At 69.4% G+C, this 22,696-nt stretch carries 23 protein-coding genes; 11 read left to right on the forward strand and 12 right to left on the reverse strand.

Translation table 11 applies throughout. From position 1 onward, the window contains the following. The first annotated feature begins 18 nt into the window (after positions 1–18). The 4 genes from F5X71_RS35495 to F5X71_RS35510 are packed head-to-tail and all read left to right on the forward strand — an operon-like array spanning position 19 to position 5,324. The gene (locus F5X71_RS35495; RefSeq protein WP_167466981.1) at positions 19–1,347 is read left to right on the forward strand and encodes a hypothetical protein; all 1,329 of its coding nucleotides are present in this window, start codon (positions 19–21) and stop codon (positions 1,345–1,347) included. Next, entirely contained in the window at positions 1,347–2,540 is a 1,194-nt protein-coding gene (locus F5X71_RS35500) for a hypothetical protein (RefSeq protein WP_167465915.1), read from the forward strand. Before F5X71_RS35495 ends, F5X71_RS35500 begins: the two co-directional genes overlap by 1 nt. Position 2,541: 1 nt before the next feature. Further along, a complete protein-coding gene (locus tag F5X71_RS35505; RefSeq protein WP_167465916.1) occupies positions 2,542–4,068 on the forward strand; it encodes a tetratricopeptide repeat protein in 1,527 nt (508 codons plus the stop codon). Then, the gene (locus F5X71_RS35510; RefSeq protein ID WP_167465917.1) at positions 4,065–5,324 is read left to right on the forward strand and encodes a CHAT domain-containing protein; all 1,260 of its coding nucleotides are present in this window, start codon (positions 4,065–4,067) and stop codon (positions 5,322–5,324) included. The genes F5X71_RS35505 and F5X71_RS35510 overlap by 4 nt, the downstream gene beginning before the upstream one ends. On the opposite strand, the gene F5X71_RS35515 is transcribed toward F5X71_RS35510, so the two are convergent. Continuing rightward, on the reverse strand, positions 5,321–5,620 hold the full coding sequence (locus F5X71_RS35515) for a hypothetical protein (protein WP_167465918.1): 300 nt from the start codon (positions 5,618–5,620) through the stop codon (positions 5,321–5,323). The two genes, F5X71_RS35510 and F5X71_RS35515, sit on opposite strands and share 4 nt — an antisense overlap. A gap of 128 nt (positions 5,621–5,748) precedes the next feature. Beyond that, the gene (locus tag F5X71_RS35520) at positions 5,749–6,588 is read right to left on the reverse strand and encodes an alpha/beta fold hydrolase (RefSeq protein ID WP_167465919.1); all 840 of its coding nucleotides are present in this window, start codon (positions 6,586–6,588) and stop codon (positions 5,749–5,751) included. 67 nt (positions 6,589–6,655) lie between these two features. Here F5X71_RS35520 and F5X71_RS35525 point away from each other — a divergent pair, with 67 nt between their 5' ends. Beyond that, positions 6,656–7,456, forward strand: a complete 801-nt coding sequence (locus tag F5X71_RS35525; RefSeq protein WP_167465920.1) for an AAA family ATPase — start codon at positions 6,656–6,658, stop codon at positions 7,454–7,456. A 50-nt stretch (positions 7,457–7,506) separates the two neighbouring features. Here F5X71_RS35525 and F5X71_RS35530 read toward each other — a convergent pair whose 3' ends face one another. The 5 genes from F5X71_RS35530 to F5X71_RS35550 all read right to left on the reverse strand — a co-directional run bounded on the left by F5X71_RS35530 (position 7,507) and on the right by F5X71_RS35550 (position 12,578). Then, the gene (locus tag F5X71_RS35530) at positions 7,507–7,803 is read right to left on the reverse strand and encodes a hypothetical protein (RefSeq protein WP_167465921.1); all 297 of its coding nucleotides are present in this window, start codon (positions 7,801–7,803) and stop codon (positions 7,507–7,509) included. A 158-nt stretch (positions 7,804–7,961) separates the two neighbouring features. Next, positions 7,962–8,687, reverse strand: coding sequence for an amino acid ABC transporter ATP-binding protein (locus F5X71_RS35535; protein ID WP_167465922.1), 726 nt, complete (start codon positions 8,685–8,687; stop codon positions 7,962–7,964). Between the two features lie 4 nt (positions 8,688–8,691). Continuing rightward, a complete protein-coding gene (locus F5X71_RS35540) occupies positions 8,692–10,488 on the reverse strand; it encodes an ABC transporter substrate-binding protein/permease (RefSeq protein WP_167465923.1) in 1,797 nt (598 codons plus the stop codon). Positions 10,489–10,657: 169 nt separating this feature from the next. Then, positions 10,658–11,452, reverse strand: a complete 795-nt coding sequence (locus F5X71_RS35545; protein ID WP_167465924.1) for an LLM class F420-dependent oxidoreductase — start codon at positions 11,450–11,452, stop codon at positions 10,658–10,660. Positions 11,453–11,564: 112 nt separating this feature from the next. Beyond that, a complete protein-coding gene (locus F5X71_RS35550; protein ID WP_342803754.1) occupies positions 11,565–12,578 on the reverse strand; it encodes a tellurite resistance/C4-dicarboxylate transporter family protein in 1,014 nt (337 codons plus the stop codon). Between the two features lie 162 nt (positions 12,579–12,740). Here F5X71_RS35550 and F5X71_RS35555 point away from each other — a divergent pair, with 162 nt between their 5' ends. Continuing rightward, positions 12,741–13,823 (forward strand): ABC transporter ATP-binding protein, encoded by a 1,083-nt coding sequence (locus F5X71_RS35555; protein ID WP_167465926.1) that lies wholly within the window; start codon positions 12,741–12,743, stop codon positions 13,821–13,823. 99 nt (positions 13,824–13,922) lie between these two features. Here F5X71_RS35555 and F5X71_RS35560 read toward each other — a convergent pair whose 3' ends face one another. Continuing rightward, on the reverse strand, positions 13,923–14,447 hold the full coding sequence (locus tag F5X71_RS35560; protein ID WP_167465927.1) for a winged helix-turn-helix transcriptional regulator: 525 nt from the start codon (positions 14,445–14,447) through the stop codon (positions 13,923–13,925). Positions 14,448–14,547: 100 nt separating this feature from the next. On the opposite strand from F5X71_RS35560, the gene F5X71_RS35565 reads away from it, so the two are divergent. Next, entirely contained in the window at positions 14,548–15,717 is a 1,170-nt protein-coding gene (locus F5X71_RS35565) for a thiolase family protein (RefSeq protein ID WP_167465928.1), read from the forward strand. Between the two features lie 34 nt (positions 15,718–15,751). On the opposite strand, the gene F5X71_RS35570 is transcribed toward F5X71_RS35565, so the two are convergent. Next, positions 15,752–16,090 (reverse strand): hypothetical protein, encoded by a 339-nt coding sequence (locus F5X71_RS35570; protein WP_167465929.1) that lies wholly within the window; start codon positions 16,088–16,090, stop codon positions 15,752–15,754. Positions 16,091–16,256: 166 nt separating this feature from the next. Then, positions 16,257–16,616, reverse strand: coding sequence for a hypothetical protein (locus tag F5X71_RS35575; protein WP_167465930.1), 360 nt, complete (start codon positions 16,614–16,616; stop codon positions 16,257–16,259). A gap of 90 nt (positions 16,617–16,706) precedes the next feature. Between F5X71_RS35575 and F5X71_RS35580 the strand changes: the two genes are divergently transcribed. Beyond that, positions 16,707–17,684, forward strand: a complete 978-nt coding sequence (locus F5X71_RS35580) for an o-succinylbenzoate synthase (protein WP_167465931.1) — start codon at positions 16,707–16,709, stop codon at positions 17,682–17,684. Between the two features lie 22 nt (positions 17,685–17,706). On the opposite strand, the gene F5X71_RS35585 is transcribed toward F5X71_RS35580, so the two are convergent. Together F5X71_RS35585 and F5X71_RS35590 are read right to left on the reverse strand one after the other, a co-directional pair. Further along, positions 17,707–18,219, reverse strand: coding sequence for a TIGR04338 family metallohydrolase (locus F5X71_RS35585; RefSeq protein ID WP_167465932.1), 513 nt, complete (start codon positions 18,217–18,219; stop codon positions 17,707–17,709). 175 nt (positions 18,220–18,394) lie between these two features. Next, positions 18,395–19,261: a DUF2786 domain-containing protein gene (locus F5X71_RS35590; RefSeq protein ID WP_174817201.1), complete on the reverse strand. Its 867-nt coding sequence runs from the start codon at positions 19,259–19,261 to the stop codon at positions 18,395–18,397. Positions 19,262–19,404: 143 nt separating this feature from the next. On the opposite strand from F5X71_RS35590, the gene F5X71_RS35595 reads away from it, so the two are divergent. From F5X71_RS35595 to F5X71_RS35605, 3 genes are all read left to right on the forward strand, one after another. Beyond that, positions 19,405–20,706: an ABC transporter substrate-binding protein gene (locus tag F5X71_RS35595; protein WP_167465933.1), complete on the forward strand. Its 1,302-nt coding sequence runs from the start codon at positions 19,405–19,407 to the stop codon at positions 20,704–20,706. Positions 20,707–20,841: 135 nt separating this feature from the next. Continuing rightward, positions 20,842–21,774 carry a carbohydrate ABC transporter permease gene (locus tag F5X71_RS35600; protein ID WP_167466983.1) on the forward strand — a complete coding sequence of 311 codons (933 nt, stop codon included), beginning with the start codon at positions 20,842–20,844 and terminating at the stop codon, positions 21,772–21,774. Continuing rightward, complete coding sequence (locus F5X71_RS35605; RefSeq protein WP_167465934.1) at positions 21,774–22,652, forward strand: carbohydrate ABC transporter permease; 879 nt, start codon at positions 21,774–21,776, stop codon at positions 22,650–22,652. Before F5X71_RS35600 ends, F5X71_RS35605 begins: the two co-directional genes overlap by 1 nt. The last annotated feature ends 44 nt before the right edge of the window (positions 22,653–22,696 follow it).

Here is a 22,696-nt window from a genome sequence, read left to right on the forward strand (position 1 = left end):
ATGCGACGACCGCGCGCCATGGTGCTCGACGAGGTGTGGCGCGAACTCGACGGCGTCGAACCGCTCAGCGGTCCGCACGGCGGGCCGCTACGCCGCACGGTGAAACTCGTGCTCGATCCGCTGGTGATCCGGCCCGTGCGACATCCGCTCTGCGCGGGCCCGATCCTCTCCGCCGACGGCGCGGTGCTGCTCGCCACCCGGGTACATGCCGCGGCCGACGTCCTGCGCGCCACCGCGGCCTGGTTCACCGTGCTCAAGCAGGTGCGCCGCGCGTTGCGGATCACCGAGGGCAATCCACAGGACCTGTACTTCCAGCGCTGTTTCGAGCTCGCGACGACGGCGGGCATGCCGGACCTCGAGCGCGACCGCGCGGTCGCCGAGGCGACACTGCGCGACGTGCACGATCTGGCGGCGGGCCGGACCACCCAGGCACTGAAGGAGTACGTCACGCAACGCACCCCCGAGCTCGCCGAGCTGATCGAGATCGCCTGGCGGCGCAGGCCGTTGACCGACCCGGCGGATGTCGCGCACACCGCCGCGATCGCCGGGCTGCTCGACGCGTGCGCCGCCGCCAGACAGGGGCAGCGCCGGGACAGCGGTCAGGCGAGCCTGGACGGCCTCGTCGCCGCGCACGCGGGCACGCATACCGGCATCCGGCTGTGGCAGGACGAATCCGGCTGTTCGGCAAGTGAGCTCGGACTCACGGTGTACCCGGTGCCGCAGCCGCCCGAGGTCGGCGCCTCCGCCGCCACCGCCACCCTCGGCTTGCCCTTCGACCGCAGCGTCTACGAGCGGGTGTTCACCGCGTTGCAGGCCTCGACCGAGCGGACCGACCTACCACCGATTCCCGAGCTGGTGCGCACCGAGATCGCCCGGAGCTGTTCGCCATGGGCCCTTTTGGACGAGACGCTGCGGGTGACGGCGACGATCGGGCTCGAACTCGCGCTCGGGCTCGCCCCGATCGGCGCGCGCGAGCGGGGCCCATCCGATCGCCCCGGCGCCGATACCGCCGCGCACCGCGTCATCAACAGCCGCTGGCAGCGGGAAGCCTATGTGCTGCAAGCCCGGAGGTTGGTGGTCGGCGACGGCACCGCACCCCGGCCCACCGGGCCGCTCGCGGCCATCGCCGCGGAGTTGTGCACACCATGGCGGCCGTACCTGCGGCGGCTGTGGGTTCGGCTGCACGGCCGCGACATTCGGGAGTTCGCGGTGTTCGACCCGGAGGAACTGTGGGATCTGCTCGACGGCGTCGCCCGCTCGGTCATCCTCGATCACCGCACCAGGGTCAAGCAGGCGCTGAGTGTCATGGCGGCCGAGCCGGATTCGACCGAATCGAGGGCGAGCTGATGAACGACGCGGTGCGCATCCGCCGAACCGAGAACGGGCTCGTGGTGATCGCCGCGGCCGGGGCGCCGACGGTGCTCGACCCGGCGGCACGGCTCGACGTCACGGTGCTCGAGGTGCTGGGCGGCCATCTGACGTGGCACCTGCTCGACGGCACGACGCTGCCCGCCGCGGTGCTCGAGCGCGTCGAACTCGCGCAGGAATGGCTGTGGGCGGTGTTCGGCGAGCAGGTCGCCCTCGCCGTCGAAGCGGCCGAGGACGTCGAACTGCCTGTCACGCCGGAACTTCCGGACCTGACGCCGGCCGCATGGCGGCTCGCCTATGCGCACTGGGCGAGCCGGTGGTGGCCCGCATCGACCATCGACGGCATCGCGCCGCTGGACGAGCGGCTGCTGCTGGACGAGATCGCCGCGCTGAGTGCCGAATGCGAGATGCTCCTCGACGGTGCCGATCTGGCGGCCGACGAGGCAGACCTGCCGGTGTTCGTCGGGCGCGCCGAGGACTACGCCTTGGCCGCCGGACCCGCGATGACCCCGCCTGGCGGCGCGCTGGTGCTGGCCAGGGGTACCACCGGCTGGAATTGGCGACGCTGCCCGCCCGGCCTGCTCGACGCCGCCGAACGCGCGATCTCCTGGACGGTGCTGCGCGCCGACGGCCGAACCACCGTCACCGTCCGCGCCGTCGCCGCCCCGGGTCTGCGCGGTCCCGTACCGCTCCACCTGCGCCCGCACGCCCTGGTACACACCTCCGCCGGGCCGGTGCACACAGCACTGACCCTGCACGGCGACGCGTGGACCGGCGAGGTAGCGGCCCCGGCCGACGCGGATCCCGCTGTGCGAATCGAGGTTTCGGTTCCAGGGGTCGGCGACCCCGGTCTCTCCGACAACGAGCCGGCCAGCTCCGACCCGAACGGCAACGAACCGCGCAGCGGTGCGGCCCTCGGCAGCGAGTCGGGCGACGCGGACCGGGGCTCCGGGGAACCGAGCGACGCGGGGTTGCGCCGCGAAGGGCCGGGCAACGGCGGGCGGCGTGACGGCGGATCGCATGCCGGGGTAGGCGGCACCGACTTGGATGGGCCGGAGATCCGCCGCCGCATCAGGGATTTCGCTTCCGATCGGCTACGCCGCGCCGCCGATCCTGGCGCCGGGGCGTTGGCGGCCGAAACCGCGGCCGCTGCTACGGATTCGGACTTCTGAGATGGACACCGGCACATCGGACGACGGTCGCGCGCTGCTCGCCGCGGGCGCCGAAGCCTACTCCCGCGGCGACACCGCCGAGGCGCTGCGCATCTTCGAGGATGCCGCCCGCACCACCACCGGGGACGTGCGGATCGGCGCCATCGTCAACGCGGCGAGCATGGCCGATGAACTCGGCGAGCACGCGACGGCACTGCGGCTATACCGGGAGGCGCTGGCGGCGATGCCGCAAGACGCGCCGCGGCTGCGCCCCAACGCGCTGGTCAACATGTCCCAGGCGCTCCAGCATCTCGGTGAACTGGACGCGGCACAGGAGGCGTTGGAGCAGGCGCGCGCGTTGCTGGCCGCGAGCACCGATCCGGAGCAGGGCGTGCTCCGGGTCGCCTGCCTGCTGTCGCTGACCGCCGTCGCGCTGCATCGGCAGCAGTGGGCCTACGCCGCCGAGCTGGCCACCGAATCGCTGGACGCGGCACGGCGGTTCGCACCAAAGCTGGCGGGCCATCCGCTGATGAACCTGGCCGCCACGTATTTCGAGACCGGGCGCCGCGAGTTGGCGGTCGACCTCACCCGGCAGGCGCTGGCCGCGTTCGACGCGGCCGGTGATCGCAACGCGGTGGCCGAAACCCAGCAGAACCTGGCCACCATGCTGGTCCGGTTGGCACGCTTGGACGAGGCCGAGGCTCCGTTACAGACCAGCCAGCGGTATTTCGAGCAGGCCGGGCTCGGCCATCGGGCCGGCATCGGGCTCAAGACCCTGGCCTTTCTCGCCGAGGGGCGCGGCGAGCTCACCCGGGCACAAGAGCTTTACGAGCGCGGCCTGGCCTACTTCGTCGAGTCCGGTGCGGTGCTCGACGCCGCGGACCTGCGCATGCGTTTGGCCACAGTGGCTTTCAAGAACGGCGACGCGGCGCAATGCGAGGCGCTGCTCGCGCAGGCGTTCACCGCCTACGCCGAGCGCGGCCTCGGATTGCACTGCGCCCAGCTCGACTACTGGCACGCCACGCTGCTGGAAGGCGCTGTGGATGCCGCGGAGTCGCCATCAGCACAACTGCTCGCCCAGGCCGTCGAGATCGCGGTGCCCGCGGCGCTCGCCATCGACGCGGTCCGCTACACCCTGCCCAACGGCACCCAGCGTGATCAGTGGAATCGGCAGATCGCCGACCCCGCCATGCGCCTGGCGTTCCGTTTCGCCTATCTGTCGGGCAATGGCTTATTGCTCGCCGACCTCATCGAAACCCAGTGCGCGGGAACTACTTTGAACCTCGATCGCGCCGAGCGCCCGGCCACCGCGCAGCTGCCGCTCGAGCTGTTCGAGCCGCCCGCCGAGCCGACGGCCGATCCCGGCGTCAGCGCGCTACAGCTCGGCGCGGCACTGGCCGAGGTGGCCGCCGCGGCGGGATTGCCGGTGTCCTCGCCGCCCCGCCTGGCTTTGGCCGCGGAGGGCCGCATCGCGTTGGCTCCCTATATCGCCGCCGCCGAACAGCGGTACGGACGCGTGATCCGCGACAGCAAGGTGCTCACCGTATGACGCGGCAGCCGACCGTCCTGGTGCGCATGGCGGACGCGGGCGATGTGTACATGTCCTGGCGCTGGCCCGACGGCACCGCGGCGCGCGGCGCGGCCATGCTGCCCGGCGGGCCGGTACTCGAGGCGGTGCGACGGCTGAGCGCCGCGTTGCCGCAGCCGGCCCGGCCGGGCGGGCTCGAACACGCGATGACGAACGGCGCGTTCGCCGCATATGACACCGAATATCCGATAGCCCAGGCTCTTTCCCGCGCGCTGCTGCCGCAGGGGCTGGCGATCCAGCTGTATGAGCTGTGGCAGCAAGGCATTCGACCGCATATCCGGCTGCAACCTTCGCCGCGCGTCGCGCAGGTGCCGTGGGAGCTCCTCGCGCCCGCACCCGAGCTGCGCCTGATCGATATCGCCGACGTGAGCCTGCTCGCGCCCGCCGGAATCGTGCGGGCGCCGGGGCGCACCGCCCGCAGCTGGGCACACACCCGGTGCGAACCCGTTGTCGCCGTGCTCGATCCGCGCATCCCCGGCTTCCGCGCGGACTCGACGCTCGGCTCGGTCCTCGGCCGGATGCCCGCCGACGCCCCGCTCACCCGCCGCATCGCCGGCTACGCCGACCGGGACCGCCTGCGGCCGGCCGTCGCCGTGCCGACCGAGATCTTCCGCCGCACCGACCTCGACCGCAGCTGGCTCGGCGAGACGCTGCGGGCCGGTGCGAGCAGGCTCGTCTACGTCGGCCACGTCACCGCCGCGCCACCCGAGTCCGGCCAGAGCGAAGCCGCGCAACTGCATCTGTCCTGCACCGCCGACACCCTGGGCTTCGCCGAACCCGACCGCACCCATCGGCCGTTGTCCGCCAAGGACTTCCTGCTCGGCACGCACACCCTGGCGGCGACACCGGCACACGGGCCGGACCTGTGGCCGCTGCCGAGCCGGGTCGCGCTGATCGCCTGCGAGAGCGGCGGCGACCTGCGCTTCACGGAGGCGCTCGGCCTGACCGCGGCCATGATCAACGGTGGTGCCGAACTGGTGACGGCGAGCCGCTGGCCGTTGCCCACCGACCTCGCCTTCCATCGGATCGCAGGCGCCCCATCGCACGCGCACCCGCTGCAGCAGGCGATCTGCGCGATCGACGCGGCCCACGAAACCGAGGACCCGATCACCGCGCTGGCCGAATGGCAACGCGCGCAATTGAACCGGTGGCGCGACGCGGGCACGATCGAGTACTCGCCGCTACTGTGGTCGGCCTTCGCCACCCTGCTCGCCTAGGGCACGACCTGGCCCCGGCCGCGGACCGGCCGCACCACCGTGGGGTCGACGCCGAGCACATCGAGCATCTGCGAGATGGACATCGCCTGCACCTCGCCCGCGTAGTCCGGCCGGGACGCGTCCGCCAGATCCGCGTACTGGTGCAGCCGTTCGTAGTCGGCCATCGTCATGATCACCGCGATCTCGGTGTCGCCGTCGGTGACGATGGCGTCCGCGCCGGTTGCCACCACTTCGCGGACGACGGCCGCGACGGCCGACGGCAGTTCGTGCAGAGTGCGCGTATTCGAGTTGGGCATGCTCCGCATTCGGAGCGGTATGCCCCTTTGGATCGGCGTGTCACCGATTCGTTAACTCGAAGGCCATGTCCCGCCCCGCGGTGCGCGCGGACGCTCGCGAAAAGGTTGCCGGGCGAACGTGTCCCGACTCAGGACCGATGGGCGAGCAGGTGCCGCATGATCAATCGGGTCAGGTCTTCCGGGGCCTGCTCGGGAATCCAGTGCGAGACGTCTTCGAGCATTTCGAAGCGATAGGGGCCGGTCACGTACTGCCGCGTGGCGAGCGCGGCGGTGGAGCCGATGACGCTGTCCTCGGTACTCCACACGTACAGCGTGGGCACCGTCACCTCGCCGACCCGCCCCGACAAATGCGCTGCCCGATACCAATTCAGCGCCGCGGTCAACGCTTCGGGCTGACCGAGCCGATCCACATAGTGCTCGACGCGCTCCTCGGGGACCTTCCATTCGAAGAGCCGCCGCAGGCCGATCGCGCCGTCCGCGAGCAGGGCCCGCTCGGCGGTGCGCGGCTCGCGCAACCGTGCCACGTACTGCGACCGCAGCGCCTGGTCCTCGTCGTCTTTCAGCGCCTGCTGCAGCGCGGCGGGATGCGGTTGCGAGACGGCGGTGAAGGTGCGCAGCCGCTCCGGATACCGCGCGGCCACCGCCCAGCCGACGTATCCGCCCCAGTCGTGCCCGACCAGATCGAAGCGCTGCCAACCCAATTCGTCCGCGATGGCGAGCACGTCGCCGACCAGTTCGTCGAGCCGGTACTCGGCGGGCCGCTGCGGGCGCACCCCCGCGGAATACCCGCGCTGATCGGGTGCCACCACGTAGCACCCACCGCCGCCGAGCGTGTGCAGCTGAAACTCCCACTCGATGGCCGCCTCCGGAAACCCGTGCAGCAGCATGACCTCACGACCACGCACATCCCCGCAGGCCAGCGCGTCGAACGTCCCCGCAGCGGTGGAAATCTTCGTCGCCTCGATCACCCGGACGACTCTAGTGCGCCAGCGCTCGGCACCCTGGCGGCCGCCGATAGCGTGGCGACGTACCGTGATGGTGTGGGTAGAGAGGACGATCATCGTGCGCAATGACCGCTTCGCGGCGCGAGGTGGCTTCCTCCGGCGCGTCCTGCTGCCGCAGGACGCGGTCACCGACGACTATCCGTTCACGCTGCCCGTGGTGCGGCAGTTGGCAGGCTCGCCGGGTTTGAGTCTGGCGCCGGGTGTCACCTTTCTGGCGGGTGAGAACGGTTCCGGCAAGTCGACGCTGCTCGAGGCCATCGCGGTCGCGGCCGGGTTCAATCCGGAGGGCGGCAGCCGGCACTTCCACTTCGCCACCCGGGCCAGCGAATCGTCGCTGGGGGATCATCTGGTCCTGCAGCGCGGCATCAACAAACCGCGCAACGGCTTCTTCCTGCGGGCCGAGTCGTACTACAACGTGGCGTCGGAGATCGAGCGACTCGATCGCAGTGGCGGCCCGCCGCTGCTGCCCGCCTACGGCGGCGTCTCACCGCACGAGCGCTCCCACGGCGAATCCTTCGTCGACCTGGTGATCCACCGGTTCGGGCCACAGGGGTTGTATCTGCTGGACGAGCCCGAGGCGGCGCTGTCGATTCGCGGCTGCCTGGCGGTGCTCGCCCGCTGGGCGGAACTCGCCGACCAGGGCAGCCAACTGATCGTCGCCACCCACTCCCCCGTCCTGCTCGCGCTACCGGGCGCGAGCATCCTCGAAATCGCCGAGGACGGCTCGATCACCCCCGTCGACTACGACGACGCCCTCCCGGTGCGCCTCACTCGCGACTTCCTCGCCGCCCCGGAAAAGTTCCTGCGCCACCTGCTACCCGACGAGCACTGACCGGGCCAAGCCCAGAACACGGTGGGTCCGATGGCTTGGCCGGTCGGAGGTCAGTGTTCGTCGTAGTGGCCGTCGTGCGCGGCGTGGCGGTGGCCGTCGTGCAGGTAATCGAGGTGGTCGCCGTGTTGGACGGACTCGTGGCCGCAACCCTCGCCGTGCTGGTGGGTGTGGTTCGCGTGTTCGGTGTGGGTCGGCGGCTCGCACTCGTCGTAGTGGCCGTCGTGCTCGCGATGCAGGTGGCCGTCGTGCGCGTAGTCGATGTGATCGCCGTGCTCGACCGCGGTGTGCCCGCAACCGGGGCCGTGCGCGTGATCGTGTGCGGTGTGCTGCAGATGCGCTGTCGTCATAGTTCTCCCTCTTTCCCAACCTGGACAGATAGAGCTTGTGATCGACAACACATTAACATCTGCGCATCAATGAAGGTTGCTGGCGGTGCGCCAGCGCACCGGAGAAGCCGCGGCGTCCGACGCGCTGCAGGAACGCGGACGCCACGGCACCGCAGACGTTAGAGCACCTGCGACAGAAAACGTTGCAGGCGCGGTGTCTGCGCGTTGTCGAACAACGCGTCAGGCGTCCCGGTCTCCACCACCTGACCCGCGTCCATGAAGACCACGCTGTCGGAAACCGTTCGGGCGAAGCCCATTTCGTGGGTCACCACGATCATCGACATACCGCCCGAGGCCAGATCGGCCATCAGCGCGAGCACGCCCTTGACCAGCTCCGGGTCCAGCGCGGAGGTGGCCTCGTCGAAGAACATCACCTCCGGCTTCATCGCCAGCGCGCGGGCGATCGCGACGCGCTGCTGCTGCCCGCCGGACAGATTGGCCGGACGCGTGTCGACCTTGTCGGACAACCCGACGATCTCGAGTTGCTCCACCGCGAGCGCGCGGGCCGCTTCCTTGGACAGACCGCGCAGTTTGCGCGGACCGAGCGCGACATTGTCGGCCACGCTCTTGTGCGGGAACAGGTTGAAGTGCTGGAACACCATGCCGATGCGCTGGCGCAGCTTGTCCGGGTCCTCGGTGAGCACCGATGTGCCGTCCAGCAGCACATCGCCGCGATCCGGCTCGTGCAGCCGGTTCAGCACGCGCAGCAGCGTCGACTTGCCCGAGCCGGACGGCCCGATGACCGTGGTGGTCTTACCCGCGTCCACGTGGATGTCGATACCGCGCAGCACGTGGTTGTGCCCGAGCGTGAGGTGCAGTCCGGTACCGGTGAGGGAGGCACTCATGGAATTATCCGCGCCCTTCCGTGATCGTGGCGGCCTCGACCGGGTCGATCGGCCGGTCCGGCCTGCCGGTGCGCATGCGCCGGTCGATGTAGTTCACCAGGTGGGTGAGCGGGATGGTCAGCAGCAGGTAGACCAGGCCCGCGGCGACCAGCGGCGAGAGGTTTCCGGTCTGCGCGTTCAGGTCCCGGCCGACCGCGAACAGCTCGCGCTGGGTGGCGAGCAGACCGAGGAAGTAGATCAGCGACGAATCCTTGATCAGCGCGATGAACTGGTTCATCAGCGCGGGCAGCACGCGCCGCACGCCCTGCGGGATCACCACCAGCGTCATCGACTGCCGGTAGCCGAACCCGATGGCACGGGCCGCCTCGAGCTGCCCGGCCTCGACGGACTGGATGCCCGAGCGGAAGATCTCGCCGATATAGGCCGAGGCCAGCAGGGCCAGCGCGACCGCGCCCAACCAGTACGGGTTGTTCCCGGTCACGTTGCGCGCCACCGGCCCGATGCCGAGGCCGATCAACAGAATGATCACCACGGCGGGCAGCCCGCGGAAGATGTCGGTGTACACCCGGGCAGGCCAGCGCAACCACCGCGTCCTGGAAATGCCCGCCACCGCGAGCAACATGCCGAGCACGGTGCCGAGCACGCCCGAAACCACCGCCAGGATCAGGGTATTCGGCAGACCGGTCTTGAACAGATCGGGAAAAGCCTTGCGGTACAGGGACCAATCGAAGAACGTGTCCCGCAATTGTTGCAGCGTGGATTTCGGCGCGCTCTGCGCGGCGTCTTCGGGCTGGCGCGCGGCGGCAAGGGCGGCGAAGTCCGGAAGTTGCGGCAGCGGTGCGGCCTTGGAGCCCGGCTGCCAGCCCGGCGGCAGTTCCCGCGGCACCCAGTCCTGGTAGAGCTTGGCATAGGTGCCGTCGGCGATCACGGCGTCGAGGCCGCTGTTGAGCGCGTCGATCAGCGGCTGGTTGTGCTTGGCCACCGCGTAGCCGACGAAGTTGTCCAGGCTGAAGGTGTTCTGCGACACCGTCGTTCCGTCGCCGGGCTTGATCGCGCCCTCGGCCTGCGCGGACGGCGCCACCCAGGCGTCGACCTGACCGGACTTCAGATTGGCGTAGGCGGTGTTGTAGTCGGGGAACTTCACCGGGTCCAGGTGCAGCGTGTTGACGACGAACTCGTCCTGCACCGTGCCCTGCACGACCGCGATCCGGCTGCCGCTGTCGAGGTCCGAAAAGCCTGCGATCGCACTGCCTGCCGGGGTGACCAGCGAGAAGTAGCCGAAGTCGTAGCCGTTGGTGAAGCCGACCAGCTGCCTGCGCGCGTCGGTGGTGGTGATGTTCGATGAGCCGACGTCGAAGCGCCCGCCCGCGACCTGCGCGAGCAGCCCGGCGAACTCGGTGCCCGAGAATTCCACTTGCAGACCGAGTTTCGCGCCGATCGCGCGCAGCAGCTCGTTGTCGAAGCCGGTGAAGGCGCCCGCGCCGTTGACGCAGATGCTCGGCGGCGCGTCGGAGAGCGTGCCGACGCTGAGCTTGCCTGGCGTGATCAAGCCCAGTTTCGAGACGTCGATCGCGGACACCGGCGCGGTGGTCGCGGTGGTGTATTTGTCCGCGCCCGCGGTCTGCGCCGAGGCCAGGTTGGTCGGCGCGGCCGAGGCGGCGCTCACCCCCGGCGGGGAACACAGGTTGCGCTCCGAGGACGCACCATCGGAGCCGGAACCGCACGCCGTGGCCGCGAGACCAACGGCGAGCAATATCACGGCGATCAACGCACGAGACCGCACAGCGGGCAGACCAGCCATGATGGACAACCCTAGCGGCGGACCGGTTGCTAACCCGCAGCTACCCCGACGGCACCGCGAACGGGACAAGTCGGACCAGGAATACGCGAATTCGGATCACCGTGATCCGAATTCCGCCGCACCGCCCCGTCCCGGCCCGGCAATCCGGCGCCGACCGGGCCGAACGCCGTCAGGCGAGCCCGCTGACCTGCTCGGGGTTGACCTCGTCGCGCCAGCGAAGCGCGCGCTCCACCGTGCTCAGGTCGTAGTCGGGCCCGCTGACACCGACCGTGAAGGTGGACACACCGGCGGCGACGAAGGCGGGCGCCTGCTCGAGCCCCGGCCACGGCACCGAACGCTCGATCCTCGTGTCGTCGGTGCCGACCGCGGCACAATGCTCGGCGAGCACCTTGTTCTTGTGCACGAGCTGGTCCAGGTCGGCGAAGCTGTGCCACATGTGCGCGTACTCGGCGACCAGGCGCAGCGTCTTGCGCTCGCCACCACCGCCGATGAGGATCGGGATCTGCCTGGTCGGCGCCGGGTTCAGCGCGCGAAGCCGCACGGTGAGCCTGGCCATGTTCTCCTTCAGCAGCGCGAGCCTGCTGCCCGCCGTGCCGAACTCGTAGCCGTACTGGTCGTAGTCCTTCTGGAACCAGCCCGCACCGATGCCGAGGATGAGCCTGCCGTCGCTGATGTGATCCACCGTGCGCGCCATATCGGCGAGCAGGTCCGGGTTGCGGTAGCCGCCGCCGGTGACCAGCGCGCCGATCTCCACCCGTTCGGTCTGCTCGGCGAGCGCGCCGAGCATGGTCCAGCACTCGAAGTGCGCGCCGTCCGGGTCGCCGGTGAGCGGATAGAAGTGATCCCAGTTGAAGACGATGTCGACGCCCGCGTCCTCGGCACGGCGCACGGCATCGCGGATCAGCCCGTACTTCGGCGCGTGCTGCGGCTGTAACTGAACTCCGATCCGAACCGGGCGGCTCATGCTCGCGCCTCGGTGATTCGCTCACTGCGTTCGCTCATAGCAATGCTCCTCCCTCGCTGTTCGGCCCCTGATCGAGGCTACTCGCGGCGGCCGATGCCCGACGGCACCCCGCTCAGGCGCGACGCGGCCGGAAGGTGCTGCGGTCGGTGAGCAGGACCGTGAAGGTCAGCGCCCAGGCGCCCACCGCCACGACCAGCAGCAACTCGCCGAGCAGGTGCAGCGCGGGCACGCCGACGGCGGCGCCGGTGGACAGCGCCGCGACGGCGGTCATGCCGAGCGGGAAGACGGTGGCCCAGCGGCGGATGTCGTAGCCGGGTCGCGGGCGCAGCACCTCGGCGACCAGCAGCACGGCGTAGCCGATCAGGTTGAGCCCGAGCACGATCAGCGCGACGATCCGGAGCAGGCCGTGCATGCCGCCGGTCAACTGGTGGGCCGCAACGAGTTTCGACGCCACCAAGGCGGAGATGGCCAGCGCTCCGGTGGCGATCCACTGATCACCCGCTCCGGTCCACACCTGTGCGACATCGAAACGCGCCAATGCCCCGACATAGAGCAGCAGGCCGAGGGAGAAGAACACCGCCGTGGCGAGGATCAGCCAATCCCCGGCGCCGGCCAGTGCCAAAGTGCCAGCCAGTACCGCGAGGCCCTGCGTCGAGACGCACACCAGGAACACCGCGCCCGGCATCCGCCGCCGGGCCTGGCGCAGCACCGCGTTCAGCAGGACCGGCCAGACCAGCGTCGCCGCGGCCAGCAGCACCGCCGCGACACCGAGCAGACCCAGCTGCGCGAGCCGGGTGCCGAGCACCGTCGTCGCCGCGATCCCCGTCAGCGCGGGCGGCGTATCCGCCTCGGACAACCAGCGAGATCTGTTGCGCAGCAGCCGTTCCGCGAAATCGAACACCAGCACCAGCCACACCACCGCGGCCAGCACCAGCCCACTCAACGACACCACCTCGAACCCGGTCAGATGCAACCCGACCGACACAATGCCGGTAGCCATCACAAACGACCCCGCCGCAGGCGGAAGCTCCCGCCACCATCGCCGCGCCACCCACCCATCCCAACCCACCCCCACCCCCAGGTCAACCAACACCCCAGCCCGCGCGTCGCCGCACGTCACATGCACCGAGAACTGGCCGCGAACGCTGTGACGTTCTCCCTACCAACGATCGATTCCGCGCGAATTCGGGCAATTCGAGCAGGATTCGCGCAGAGCCAGTAATATCGCGGGTCAACCCTTACTCGGATCGTCCGGCACGTTCCTGCCGGTGATGGGAAGTGATTTCGCATGGCCACAGTGACTTTTGATCGCGCTACGCGGTTGTACCCCGGTTCTACCAAACCTGCGGTGGACCAGTTGAACCTGGAGATCGAGGACGGGGAGTTCCTGGTTCTCGTCGGCCCTTCCGGTTGCGGCAAGTCGACCTCGCTGCGCATGCTCGCGGGACTGGAGGACGTCAGCGACGGGCGCATTCTGATCGGCGCCAACGACGTGACGCACGCCGAGCCCAAGGAACGCGATATCGCGATGGTGTTCCAGAACTACGCGCTCTACCCGCACATGACCGTGGCCGAGAACATGGGCTTCGCCCTGAAATTGGCCAAGGTCGCCAAGGCGGAGAAGGACAAGCGGGTGCTCGAGGCGGCGCAGCTGCTCGACCTGGAACCGTTCCTGGACCGCAAGCCGAAGGCGCTCTCCGGCGGTCAGCGCCAGCGCGTCGCGATGGGTCGCGCGATCGTGCGCCAGCCCCAGGTGTTCCTGATGGACGAGCCGCTGTCGAACCTGGACGCGAAGCTGCGCGTGCAGACCCGCACCCAGATCGCCCAGCTGCAGCGCAGGCTCGGCACCACCACCGTGTACGTCACGCACGACCAGGTCGAGGCGATGACCATGGGTGATCGCGTCGCCGTGCTGAAAGACGGTCTGCTGCAACAGTGCGCGACCCCGCGCGACCTGTACCAGAATCCGGTCAACGTGTTCGTCGCCGGGTTCATGGGCTCGCCCGCGATGAACCTGTTCACGCTGCCGGTGTCCGACGGGAGCGTCTCGCTCGGCGGTCACGACCTGCCGCTGCCGCGTTCGGTGGTGGACGCGGCCGAGGGCTCGGTGTCGGTCGGCATCCGCCCGGAGCACTTCGAGCTCAACGGTGCGAGCGGCGGCATCGAGATGGAGGTCGACGTGGTCGAGGAACTCGGCTCCGACGCCTACATCTACGGTCGCACCACCGCACAGGGCAACGCCGCCGGGGAAGCCATTGTGGCGCGGGCAGATTGGCGCAACCCGCCCTCGAAGGGCACCCGGGTCCGCCTGTCCACCGACCCGGCCCACACCTACTTCTTCTCCGCCACCGACGGACGTCGCCTGAACTGAGTCACGGTTCCGCCGGCCCGACCCGCACCGGACCGGGTCGGCGGATACCCCCGAGCCGCGTCGGCAACAGTCGCGCGGAATTCGAAACGTGTTGCGACTTCAGGATTTCGGCGCTCGCTTGCGCCGCTTCGCAGCCATGTAGTCATCGTTCAACCGCACCCCCAGCTCTTCGAGTGCGATCTCGTGCCCCGACTCGCTGCGGACCTGCACCCGCACCGGCGCGCCGGTGGCCTCCTCGACGAGCAGTAGCGGCGCCGGGCCCGGTTGCAGGTAGGTGTCGCCCCACTGCATCAGGGCCAGCACGGCAGGGAGCAGGTCGCGGCCCATGTCGGTCAGCACGTATTCGTGCCGGGTGCGTTTGCCCTGCTCCTGGTAGGGCCGCTTGGCGAGCAGGCCCGCCGTGGTGAGCTTGCGCAGCTGCGCGGCCGCGGCCGCGTCGGTGATGCCGACGCGCTGGGCGAACCCGTCGAACCGGGTGGTGCCGTAGTAGGCCTCGCGCAGGATCAGCACGGCCGAGCGGGTACCGATCAGGTCCATCGCCTTGGCGATCGAGCAGTCCGTCGCCTGCCACGCACTCAGATCGGCCAACGGGCCCTCCATCACTGCTGCCATGACCGACAGCATATCCGAGCTGACTTGCCACAACTATCGCCAGGGGTAACCTGACTATGTATTGATAGAGCCAGGCATGGTCGCCCGGTTCTCGGTTCGGAAAGGTTGCACCGTGAGAGACGCGGTGATCGTCGAAGCGGTACGCACCCCGATCGGCAAGGGCAAGCCGAACGGCGCGTTACACGAGGTCAACGCGGTGGATCTGCTCGCGCACAGCCTGCGCGAGGTGGTCAGCCGCAGCGGCGTCGACCCGGTACTCATCGATGACGTCGTCGGCGGCATCGTCACCCAGGTCGGCGAGCAGGGCATGAACATGACCAGGCGGGCCGCGCTCGCGGCGGGCTATCCCGAATCCGTCGCCGCCACCACGGTGGACCGGCAGTGCGGCAGCAGCCAGCAGGCCATCCACTTCGCCGCGCAGGGCGTGCTCGCCGGTGCGTACGACATCGTCGTCGCCGCAGGCGTCGAGTCGATGGGACGAGTGCCCATGGGCGCCAACCTGATCGGTTCCGACGATAGCTCCGGCATCGGCTTCGCCGAGCGGTACCCGCAGGGCCTGGTGCCACAGGGGATCAGCGCCGAACTGATCGCCGCCAAGTGGGGCCTGAGTCGGACCCAGCTCGACGAGTTCGCCCTCGGCAGCCACGAAAAGGCCGCGCTGGCAACAAAGAACGGACTGTTCGCGCGCGAACTCGCCCCACTCGGCGGACTGCTCACCGACGAGGGCATCCGGGTCGGCAGCACCTTGGACACGCTCGCCGCGCTGCGCCCCGCCTATTACGACGAGGCGATGGCCGCCCGCTTCCCGCAGATCGGCTGGGCGATCACGGCGGCATCGGCGAGCCAGGTCAGCGACGGCAGCGCCGCGGTGCTCATCATGACCAGCGAGCGCGCGCGAGAACTCGGCCTGCGTCCGCTGGCCCGGCTGCACAGCTTCGCGGTGGCGGGCGACGATCCGTTGCTGATGCTTACCGCAGTCCTCCCGGCGACCCGAAAGGTGTTGCGGCGGGCCGGACTTCAGCTCTCCGACATCGATCTGTTCGAGGTCAACGAGGCCTTCTCACCGGTCGTGCTGGCCTGGGCGCAGGAGACCGGCGCCGACCTCGCCAAGGTCAATGTCAACGGCGGCGCGATCGCCATCGGCCACCCGCTCGGCGCCTCCGGCGCCCGCCTGGCCACCACACTGGTGCACGCCATGCAGGACCGCGGCGCCCGCTACGGCCTGCAAACCATGTGCGAGGCAGGCGGGTTGTCGAACGCGATGATCCTCGAACGCCTCTGATCGATCGGTGCCCACCCCGCCGGGGTGGGCACCGTCATACCGCGACCAGCACGATCGTCACCAGCAGGCCGACCACCCAAGCCCCGATGATCACCGGCACCGCCACCACCGGGGTCCAGCCGACCGGCCTGCGCGCCCTGACTCTCCCCGCCATCAGCAGCACCGCCCACAGCACCGCGCCGACGATCCCCGCGAACGCGACGAACTGCGCGATCCCCAGGTACCGCCGCGCCCCGCCGTCGGCGTCCTCCCATGCCACCACGTCGTAGACCGACACGAATGCCGCTACGACCCAGGCGAACCCGATCACGAACATCGACCCGAGCACGGCTCGCGCGATATCCGCTCCCCACCCCCGTAATTCCGATCTCACCCCCCATTCCTGCCCGCAACGTCACCACCCCAAACGCCCGGCCGGTACGAAACCTGCCGACAACCTCGTTCACCCCAAGATGTTGCGCGGCCGGACCGTCGACTGAGATCGTTCTGCACGCGTCGCCGGGTCCGGGGGTCGATCGCCGGACCCGCGCGCGGGTGTCCTAGACCTGGCTCGCGAGGGACGCGCCGCAGACGAACGAGCCCACGATCACGGCCATGGCGAGGATCGGCCAGTAGAACATCAGCCAGCGCTTCACGGCGGCGACGATGATCATGACGAGGGAAACGACGAGGGCTGCGGCGGTGCCGCCCCAGGAGACGGCGAAGGCGGCGTTCAGATACTCGTCGTGGCAGGTGCGGCCCGACCCGCAGGCATCGGCGGCGAAGGCGAAGAAAACAGTCAAGTAGGCGGCGATCAGGCCCGCTACCACGGCGGCGCAGTAGAGGACGATGGTGAGGATCACGTCCCAGGTCCGCTGTGGCGGCCGGGCCGTCTGCTGAGCGGCCGGGTAGTAGGTCATGGCTTCAGCATCGCAGGGCAGGCAGCGGGCGGGTACCGCAAAACTACTCAGGCCGGGTGAGAGGTTTCCGCGCCGGTTACGCTGACGCCGATGACCGATCACGTGCTCGAGAGTTTCGTCTACGCCATCCCGATGCGCACCCGGTTCCGCGGTATCACGGTGCGCGAGGGGATGCTGATCCGTGGACCGCTCGGCTGGGGTGAGTTCTGCCCGTTCGTCGAATACGACGACCGGGAGGCCGCCGGGTGGCTGGCGACGGCGCTCGAACAGGTGAGCATCGGCTGGCCGGACCCGGTCCGCGACCGGATCCCGATCAACTGCACGGTGCCCGCGGTCGATGCCGAGCGCGCGCACGCGATCGTGGCGGCGTCAGGCTGCGGCACGGCGAAGGTGAAAGTCGCCGACCATCCCGACGCACTGGCCGAGGATCTCGCGCGGGTCGAGGCCGTGCGTGACGCGCTTGGCCCGGCGGGGGCGATCCGGGTCGACGCCAACGCGGTGTGGGACGTCGCGACCGCGGTCACCCACATCAACCGGATCGACCGTGCCGCAGGCGGTTTGGAGTATGTCGAGCAGCCGTGCCGCACCATCGATGAGCTGGCGGCGGTGCGCAAACAGGTCGAGGTCCGCATCGCCGCGGACGAATCGATCCGGCGCGCGGAGGACCCGCTGCGGGTCGCGGTCGCCGGCGCCGCCGATATCGCGGTGCTGAAATGCACTCCGCTGGGCGGGGTCCGGCGCGCGCTGCGGGTGGCCGAGGCCGCCGGGTTGCCCTGTGTGATCTCCTCGGCGCTGGAAACCAGCGTCGGGCTGGCCGCGCAGCTCGCCCTCGCCGGCGCGCTCCCCGAACTCGGCTTCGCCTGCGGGCTCGGCACGTTGTCACTGCTCACGGGGGACGTGGTGGACGACTCGCTGCGCCCGGTCGACGGATATCTGCCGGTGCCGCGCACCGCACCGCATCCCGACCCCGCGCTGCTCGAGCAATACCGGCAACGCGACCCGGAGCGGGTCGCCTGGTGGCAGGACCGCCTCCGCCGCACCTTGCCGCTGGCCACCGCCTCGACCTGAACGACGCACTCGCGGCGAACACTCAGCCAAGGCGGACCCCGCAGCCCAGCATCGTCGCGCGCAGCACTAGCGCCGCTTCGGGACCGATAACGCCGTCCACCAATTCCAGGTAGCGGGTGCAGAATTCGGGACCGTGCGGGGCGACCTCGCCGGGCTCGGCCTCCAGGTGATGGGCGAGTTCGTGCAGGACAACGAGTTCACGCAGCGCCCACGCCGTGCCACCGGTGTGCAACGGGACGGCGAGCACCGCGTCGGCGGACTCGTAGTGCGCGGCGGTGGCCCCCGCCCTGGCCCGCACCCGCACCGGCACGCCCGCGCGATCCCATTGCGCCCGAACCCAATTCAGGGCCAGTACCTTGCTCGCATAGACCTGCACCGAATCGACGGAGGCGAAACGCCGCTCGATCGGCAGCGTGATGTGTGAGCCGTACAGCTCGACGGTGCGGTTGCCGTGTTCGTCGGCTCGGTCGAATACGCCGCGCACCAACTGCTCCGCGTCGTACACCTTGGCGCGCTGCGTATCTCGCACGCTCACGACGCCCCGCCGATCGCGTATCGAGGGTCGTCGCGCCGCCCACCGCCACGCGACGTCGGACTGTGGCTCGAAGCACTCGGCTGACGCACGCCCACGAGCATCGTCCTACGCACCCGAACGCGCGACCCGAGCCGGAATTCGGCACCTGAGGCACCCGACCGCGCGCGCACCGCACTCACGCCGACCCGCTGCCCTTGCCTCGCGACTTGCGCGCCGTCAATTGCCCACGCGCGGCGCCGAGTTCGGGCGAGGTACCCAGACGCGCCGCTTTGCCCGCCCGGTCGCCCGCGCGCCGTGCCGCGGCGGAATGCCCGGCCGAGTCCTGCGGTCCGCGCCACGTACCCCGCGCCTCGGAGGTACGCGCGTAGAAGTCGGTGAGTTCGATCTCCTTGTCCCGCAACGCCAGCGCGGTGCCGGTGGCGGGCGCGTCGGCGGGCGCCACCTCCGCCTCGACCTCGGCCTTGACCGCGGCGAGGCGCTGCCCGATCCGCGCGGCGAAGGCCATCTGGAAGTTCAGCCGGGCCGTCACGCCCGCGACGGGCGCCTGCACCCGGCGTTGCACCCTGCGACCCCAGCGCTTTTCGGTGACGACCTTCTCCACCGTGGCCGACCGGTACTGGCCCGACTTGATGTACTGATCCGAGGCGCGGACCATCTGCACGAGCAGACTCGCGTACAACGCCTCGCAAGTATCGATGTCGGAGTCGAAACCGTAGGCGTACACCTGGGTCGAGGTGCGAGCGACATCGCAGCGCACATCGTTGGCGGTCGCGATCGCGACGAACAATTGCACGTACGTGCGCAATCCACGCTTGCCCGGCTCGCCGATCGGGATGATCCGCTGCACCGGGGTCGGCCTGCGTTCACGCCCCGCGACGTGCGCACGCGCCACCGTCAGATCGATGGACGAGCGCGTCGCGAGGCGCTGCGCCGCGGCGAGGAACGCCTCGGCCTCGTGTTCGTTGTCGGTGGACTCGGCCTGGCGCAGCAGTCCGCCGATGCGTGTCAGCATCCGTTCGGGAACCGGGTTCGGCGATGTCATCACCTGCGAGCTTAGGCGGCTGGACGCGGCGGCGTAGCGAGGACTTCCCGCCACATGCCCCCGAGTAACTCCCACACCATGTATCTTGCGTTGTGCAACCGGCAGGGTGTGCTAATGCTCACGATCGATCTGGAGTGTCCGCGATGGCTGTGAAAAAGGTGTCGTCCCTACGTACGTCGCTCGTACCGAAGGCCGCGATGGCGGCTGTCTCGGTCGCGCTGCTGACGGCGACGTTCACCAGCGCCTGCTCCAGTGACAGCGGCGGCAGCCCGATCAACCAGAACCTGGACGGGCGCGGCCCGATCACCTACGTCGAGGGCAAGGACACCACCGAGACCGGTGCGGTCAAGCAGCTCATCGAGCGCTGGAACGCCGCGCACCCGGACGAACAGGTGACGTTCAAGGAACAGTCGAACGACGCCTCGCAGCAGTATGACGACCTGGTCGAGCACATGCGCTCCAAGCAGTCCAACTACGACGTGGTCGCGCTCGACGTGCCGTGGACCGCCGAGTTCGCCGCGAAGGGCTGGATCCAGCCGCTCAAGGACTCCTTCGCCATCGACACCTCCGCGCTGCTCTCCCCGCCGGTCGCCAGCGCCACCTACAACAACACCCTCTACGCGGCGCCGCGAAACACCAACGGCGGCTTGCTGTTCTACCGCAAGGACCTGGTGCCCAACCCGCCGAAGACCTGGACCGAGCTGCTCGCGCAGTGCCCGGTGGCCAAGGAGCAGAACATCGGCTGCTACGCCGGGCAGTTCGCACCCTACGAGGGCCTGACGGTGAACACCGCCGAGGTGATCAACGCCTACGGCGGCAGCTTCGTCGGCTCCGACGGCAAGACCCCGACGGTGAACAGCCCGCAGTCGAGGGCCGGACTCAAGGTGCTGGTCGACGCCTACAAGAACGGCGACATCCCGCCGGAGGCCATCTCCTTCAAGGAGCCGGAGAGCAGCAACGCCTTCGCGCAGGGCAAGCTGATGTTCCTGCGGTCGTGGCCGTCCACCTACGGTGACGTCGGCGGCGAGTCGTCCGCGGTCAAGGACAAGTTCGGAGTCGCGCCGCTGCCCGGCGAGAACGGTGTCGGCGCGTCCACCCTCGGCGGCTACAACGCCGCGATCAGCGCCTACTCCAAGAACAAGGCCACCGCGCTCGACTTCCTGCGCTTCCTGATCAGCGAGGACGCCCAGCACATCGTCGCCTCCGGCGCGCTGCCCTCGGTGCGCGCGTCGATGTACGACGACCCGGCACTGATCGCGAAGATGCCGTACCTGCCCGCGCTCAAGGATTCCATCGCCAGCGCGGTGCCGCGCCCGGTCACGCCGTTCTACCCCGCGGTGTCGAAGGCCATCCAGGAAAACGCCTATGCTGCGCTGAAGCAGACCAAGTCTGTCGACGACGCGATCACCGGCATGCAGAAGGGCATCGAGACCGCGGGATCGTAGGCGCGAGCGCAACGGACCCGACGAGACCCGTAGGAGAGAGAAACGGTGTCGGATCCTTCGGGAGCGGCCAGCACTGTGTCGAGCGAGGATTTCCTGCCACGTAAGCGTGGGCTCGGCGAGACCCTGGCCTCGGAAATGCGGCGCTCCGGTAAAGCGTGGCTGTTCGTCTCGCCGGTATTGCTGGCGCTTGCCGTGGTCATCGGGTATCCGGTGGTGCGGGCGCTGTGGATGTCGTTCCAGAAGGACTCGGGACTGGACCCGGCGACGGGGATGTTCACCGAGGGCGGCAGCGCGGGCTTCTCGAACTACACCCACTGGCTGCTGCAACAGTGCCAGGCCGGCGGCGAGACGGTCAGCTGTCCCACCGGCAACCTCGGTTCGCAGTTCTGGATGGCCATCGGCGTCACGCTGTTCTTCACGGTGGTCACGGTGACGCTGGAGGCCACCCTCGGTCTCGGCTTCGCCATGGTGATGGGCAAGACGTTCCGCGGCCGCGCCCTGCTGCGCGCCGCGGTGCTCATCCCCTGGGCGATCCCGACCGCGGTCACGGCGCGGCTGTGGGAGTTCATGTTCCAGTACGACGGCGTGGTGAACCGGGTGTTCGGCACCCACATCCTGTGGACCTCCGACGCCTGGGCCGCGCGGTTCGCGGTGATCGCCGCCGACGTGTGGAAGACGACGCCGTTCATGGCGCTGCTGTTGCTGGCGGGTCTGCAGGTGATCCCGGCCGACGTGTACGAGGCGGCCAGGGTCGACGGCGCCACCGCCTGGCAGCGCTTCACCCAGATCACGCTGCCGCTGCTGCGGCCGGCGCTGCTGGTCGCGGTGCTGTTCCGCACCATGGACGCGCTGCGCATGTACGACCTGCCCGCGATCATGACGCTGAACAACCCGTCCACCCGGGTGCTGTCGATCCTGGTCGTCGATCAGGTCCGGCAGGGCCCCAACAGCGCGGCCGCACTGTCGACGATCACCTTCCTGTTGATCTTCGCGGTGGCCTTCGTGCTGGTGAAGGTCTTGGGCGCGAACGCGGTCCGGACCCAAGAGGAACAGCGAGAGGCGCACTGATGTCCGTTCAGACTTCGGCAAAGCCTGCCGCGCAATCGGTTCCGTGGACCAACCGGCTCAAGTCGGTGCGGCTGTACGCCGGTGTGTTCATCGTGCTGGTGTGGGGTCTCGGACCGTTCTACTGGATGGCCGTCACCGCGTTCCGCGATCCGGACTACACCTTCGACAGCACGCCCTGGCCCACGCACGTCACGCTGGAGAACTTCCGCAACGCCTTCGACACCAGCCGTGGCAACAACTTCGGCAGGGCGCTGCTCAACAGCGTGGTCATCGGCTCGATCACCACGGTGATCGCCCTGCTCATCGGGGTCATGGCGGCATACGCGCTGGCGCGGCTGACCTTCCGCGGCAAGTATCTGGTGTCGGGGCTGATCCTGAGCGCATCGATGTTTCCGGTCGTCGTCCTGGTGACCCCCCTGTTCCAGCTGTTCACCAACATCGGCTGGATCGGCCAGTACCAGGCGATGATCATCCCGAACATCTCGTTCGTGCTGCCGATGACGGTCTACATCCTCGCCTCGTTCTTCACCGAGTTGCCCTGGGAACTCGAAGAAGCCGCGCGCATCGACGGCGCGACGAAGATGCAGGCCTTCCGCCTGGTGATGTTGCCGCTGGCCGCGCCCGCGGTGTTCACCACCGCGATCCTGGCGTTCATCGCCGCGGTCAACGAGTACCTGCTCGCCCGGCTGCTCTCCTCGGACAAGACCGAGCCGGTGACCGTCGCGGTCGCCCGGTTCTCCGGCAACAATCCGCTGGTCGAGCCGTACGCGGCGATCATGGCGGCGGGCACCATCGTGTCCATTCCGCTGGTGCTCATGGTGCTGCTGTTCCAGCGCCGGATCATCTCCGGTCTCACCGCCGGTGGCGTCAAGAGCTGACCCCTAGGCGCGATCGCGCTGCGTCGCGACGCCCCGGTGATAGC

Origin of the sequence: Nocardia brasiliensis, from assembly GCF_011801125.1 — a bacterium.
Classification (GTDB): Bacteria; Actinomycetota; Actinomycetes; order Mycobacteriales; family Mycobacteriaceae; genus Nocardia; species Nocardia brasiliensis_C.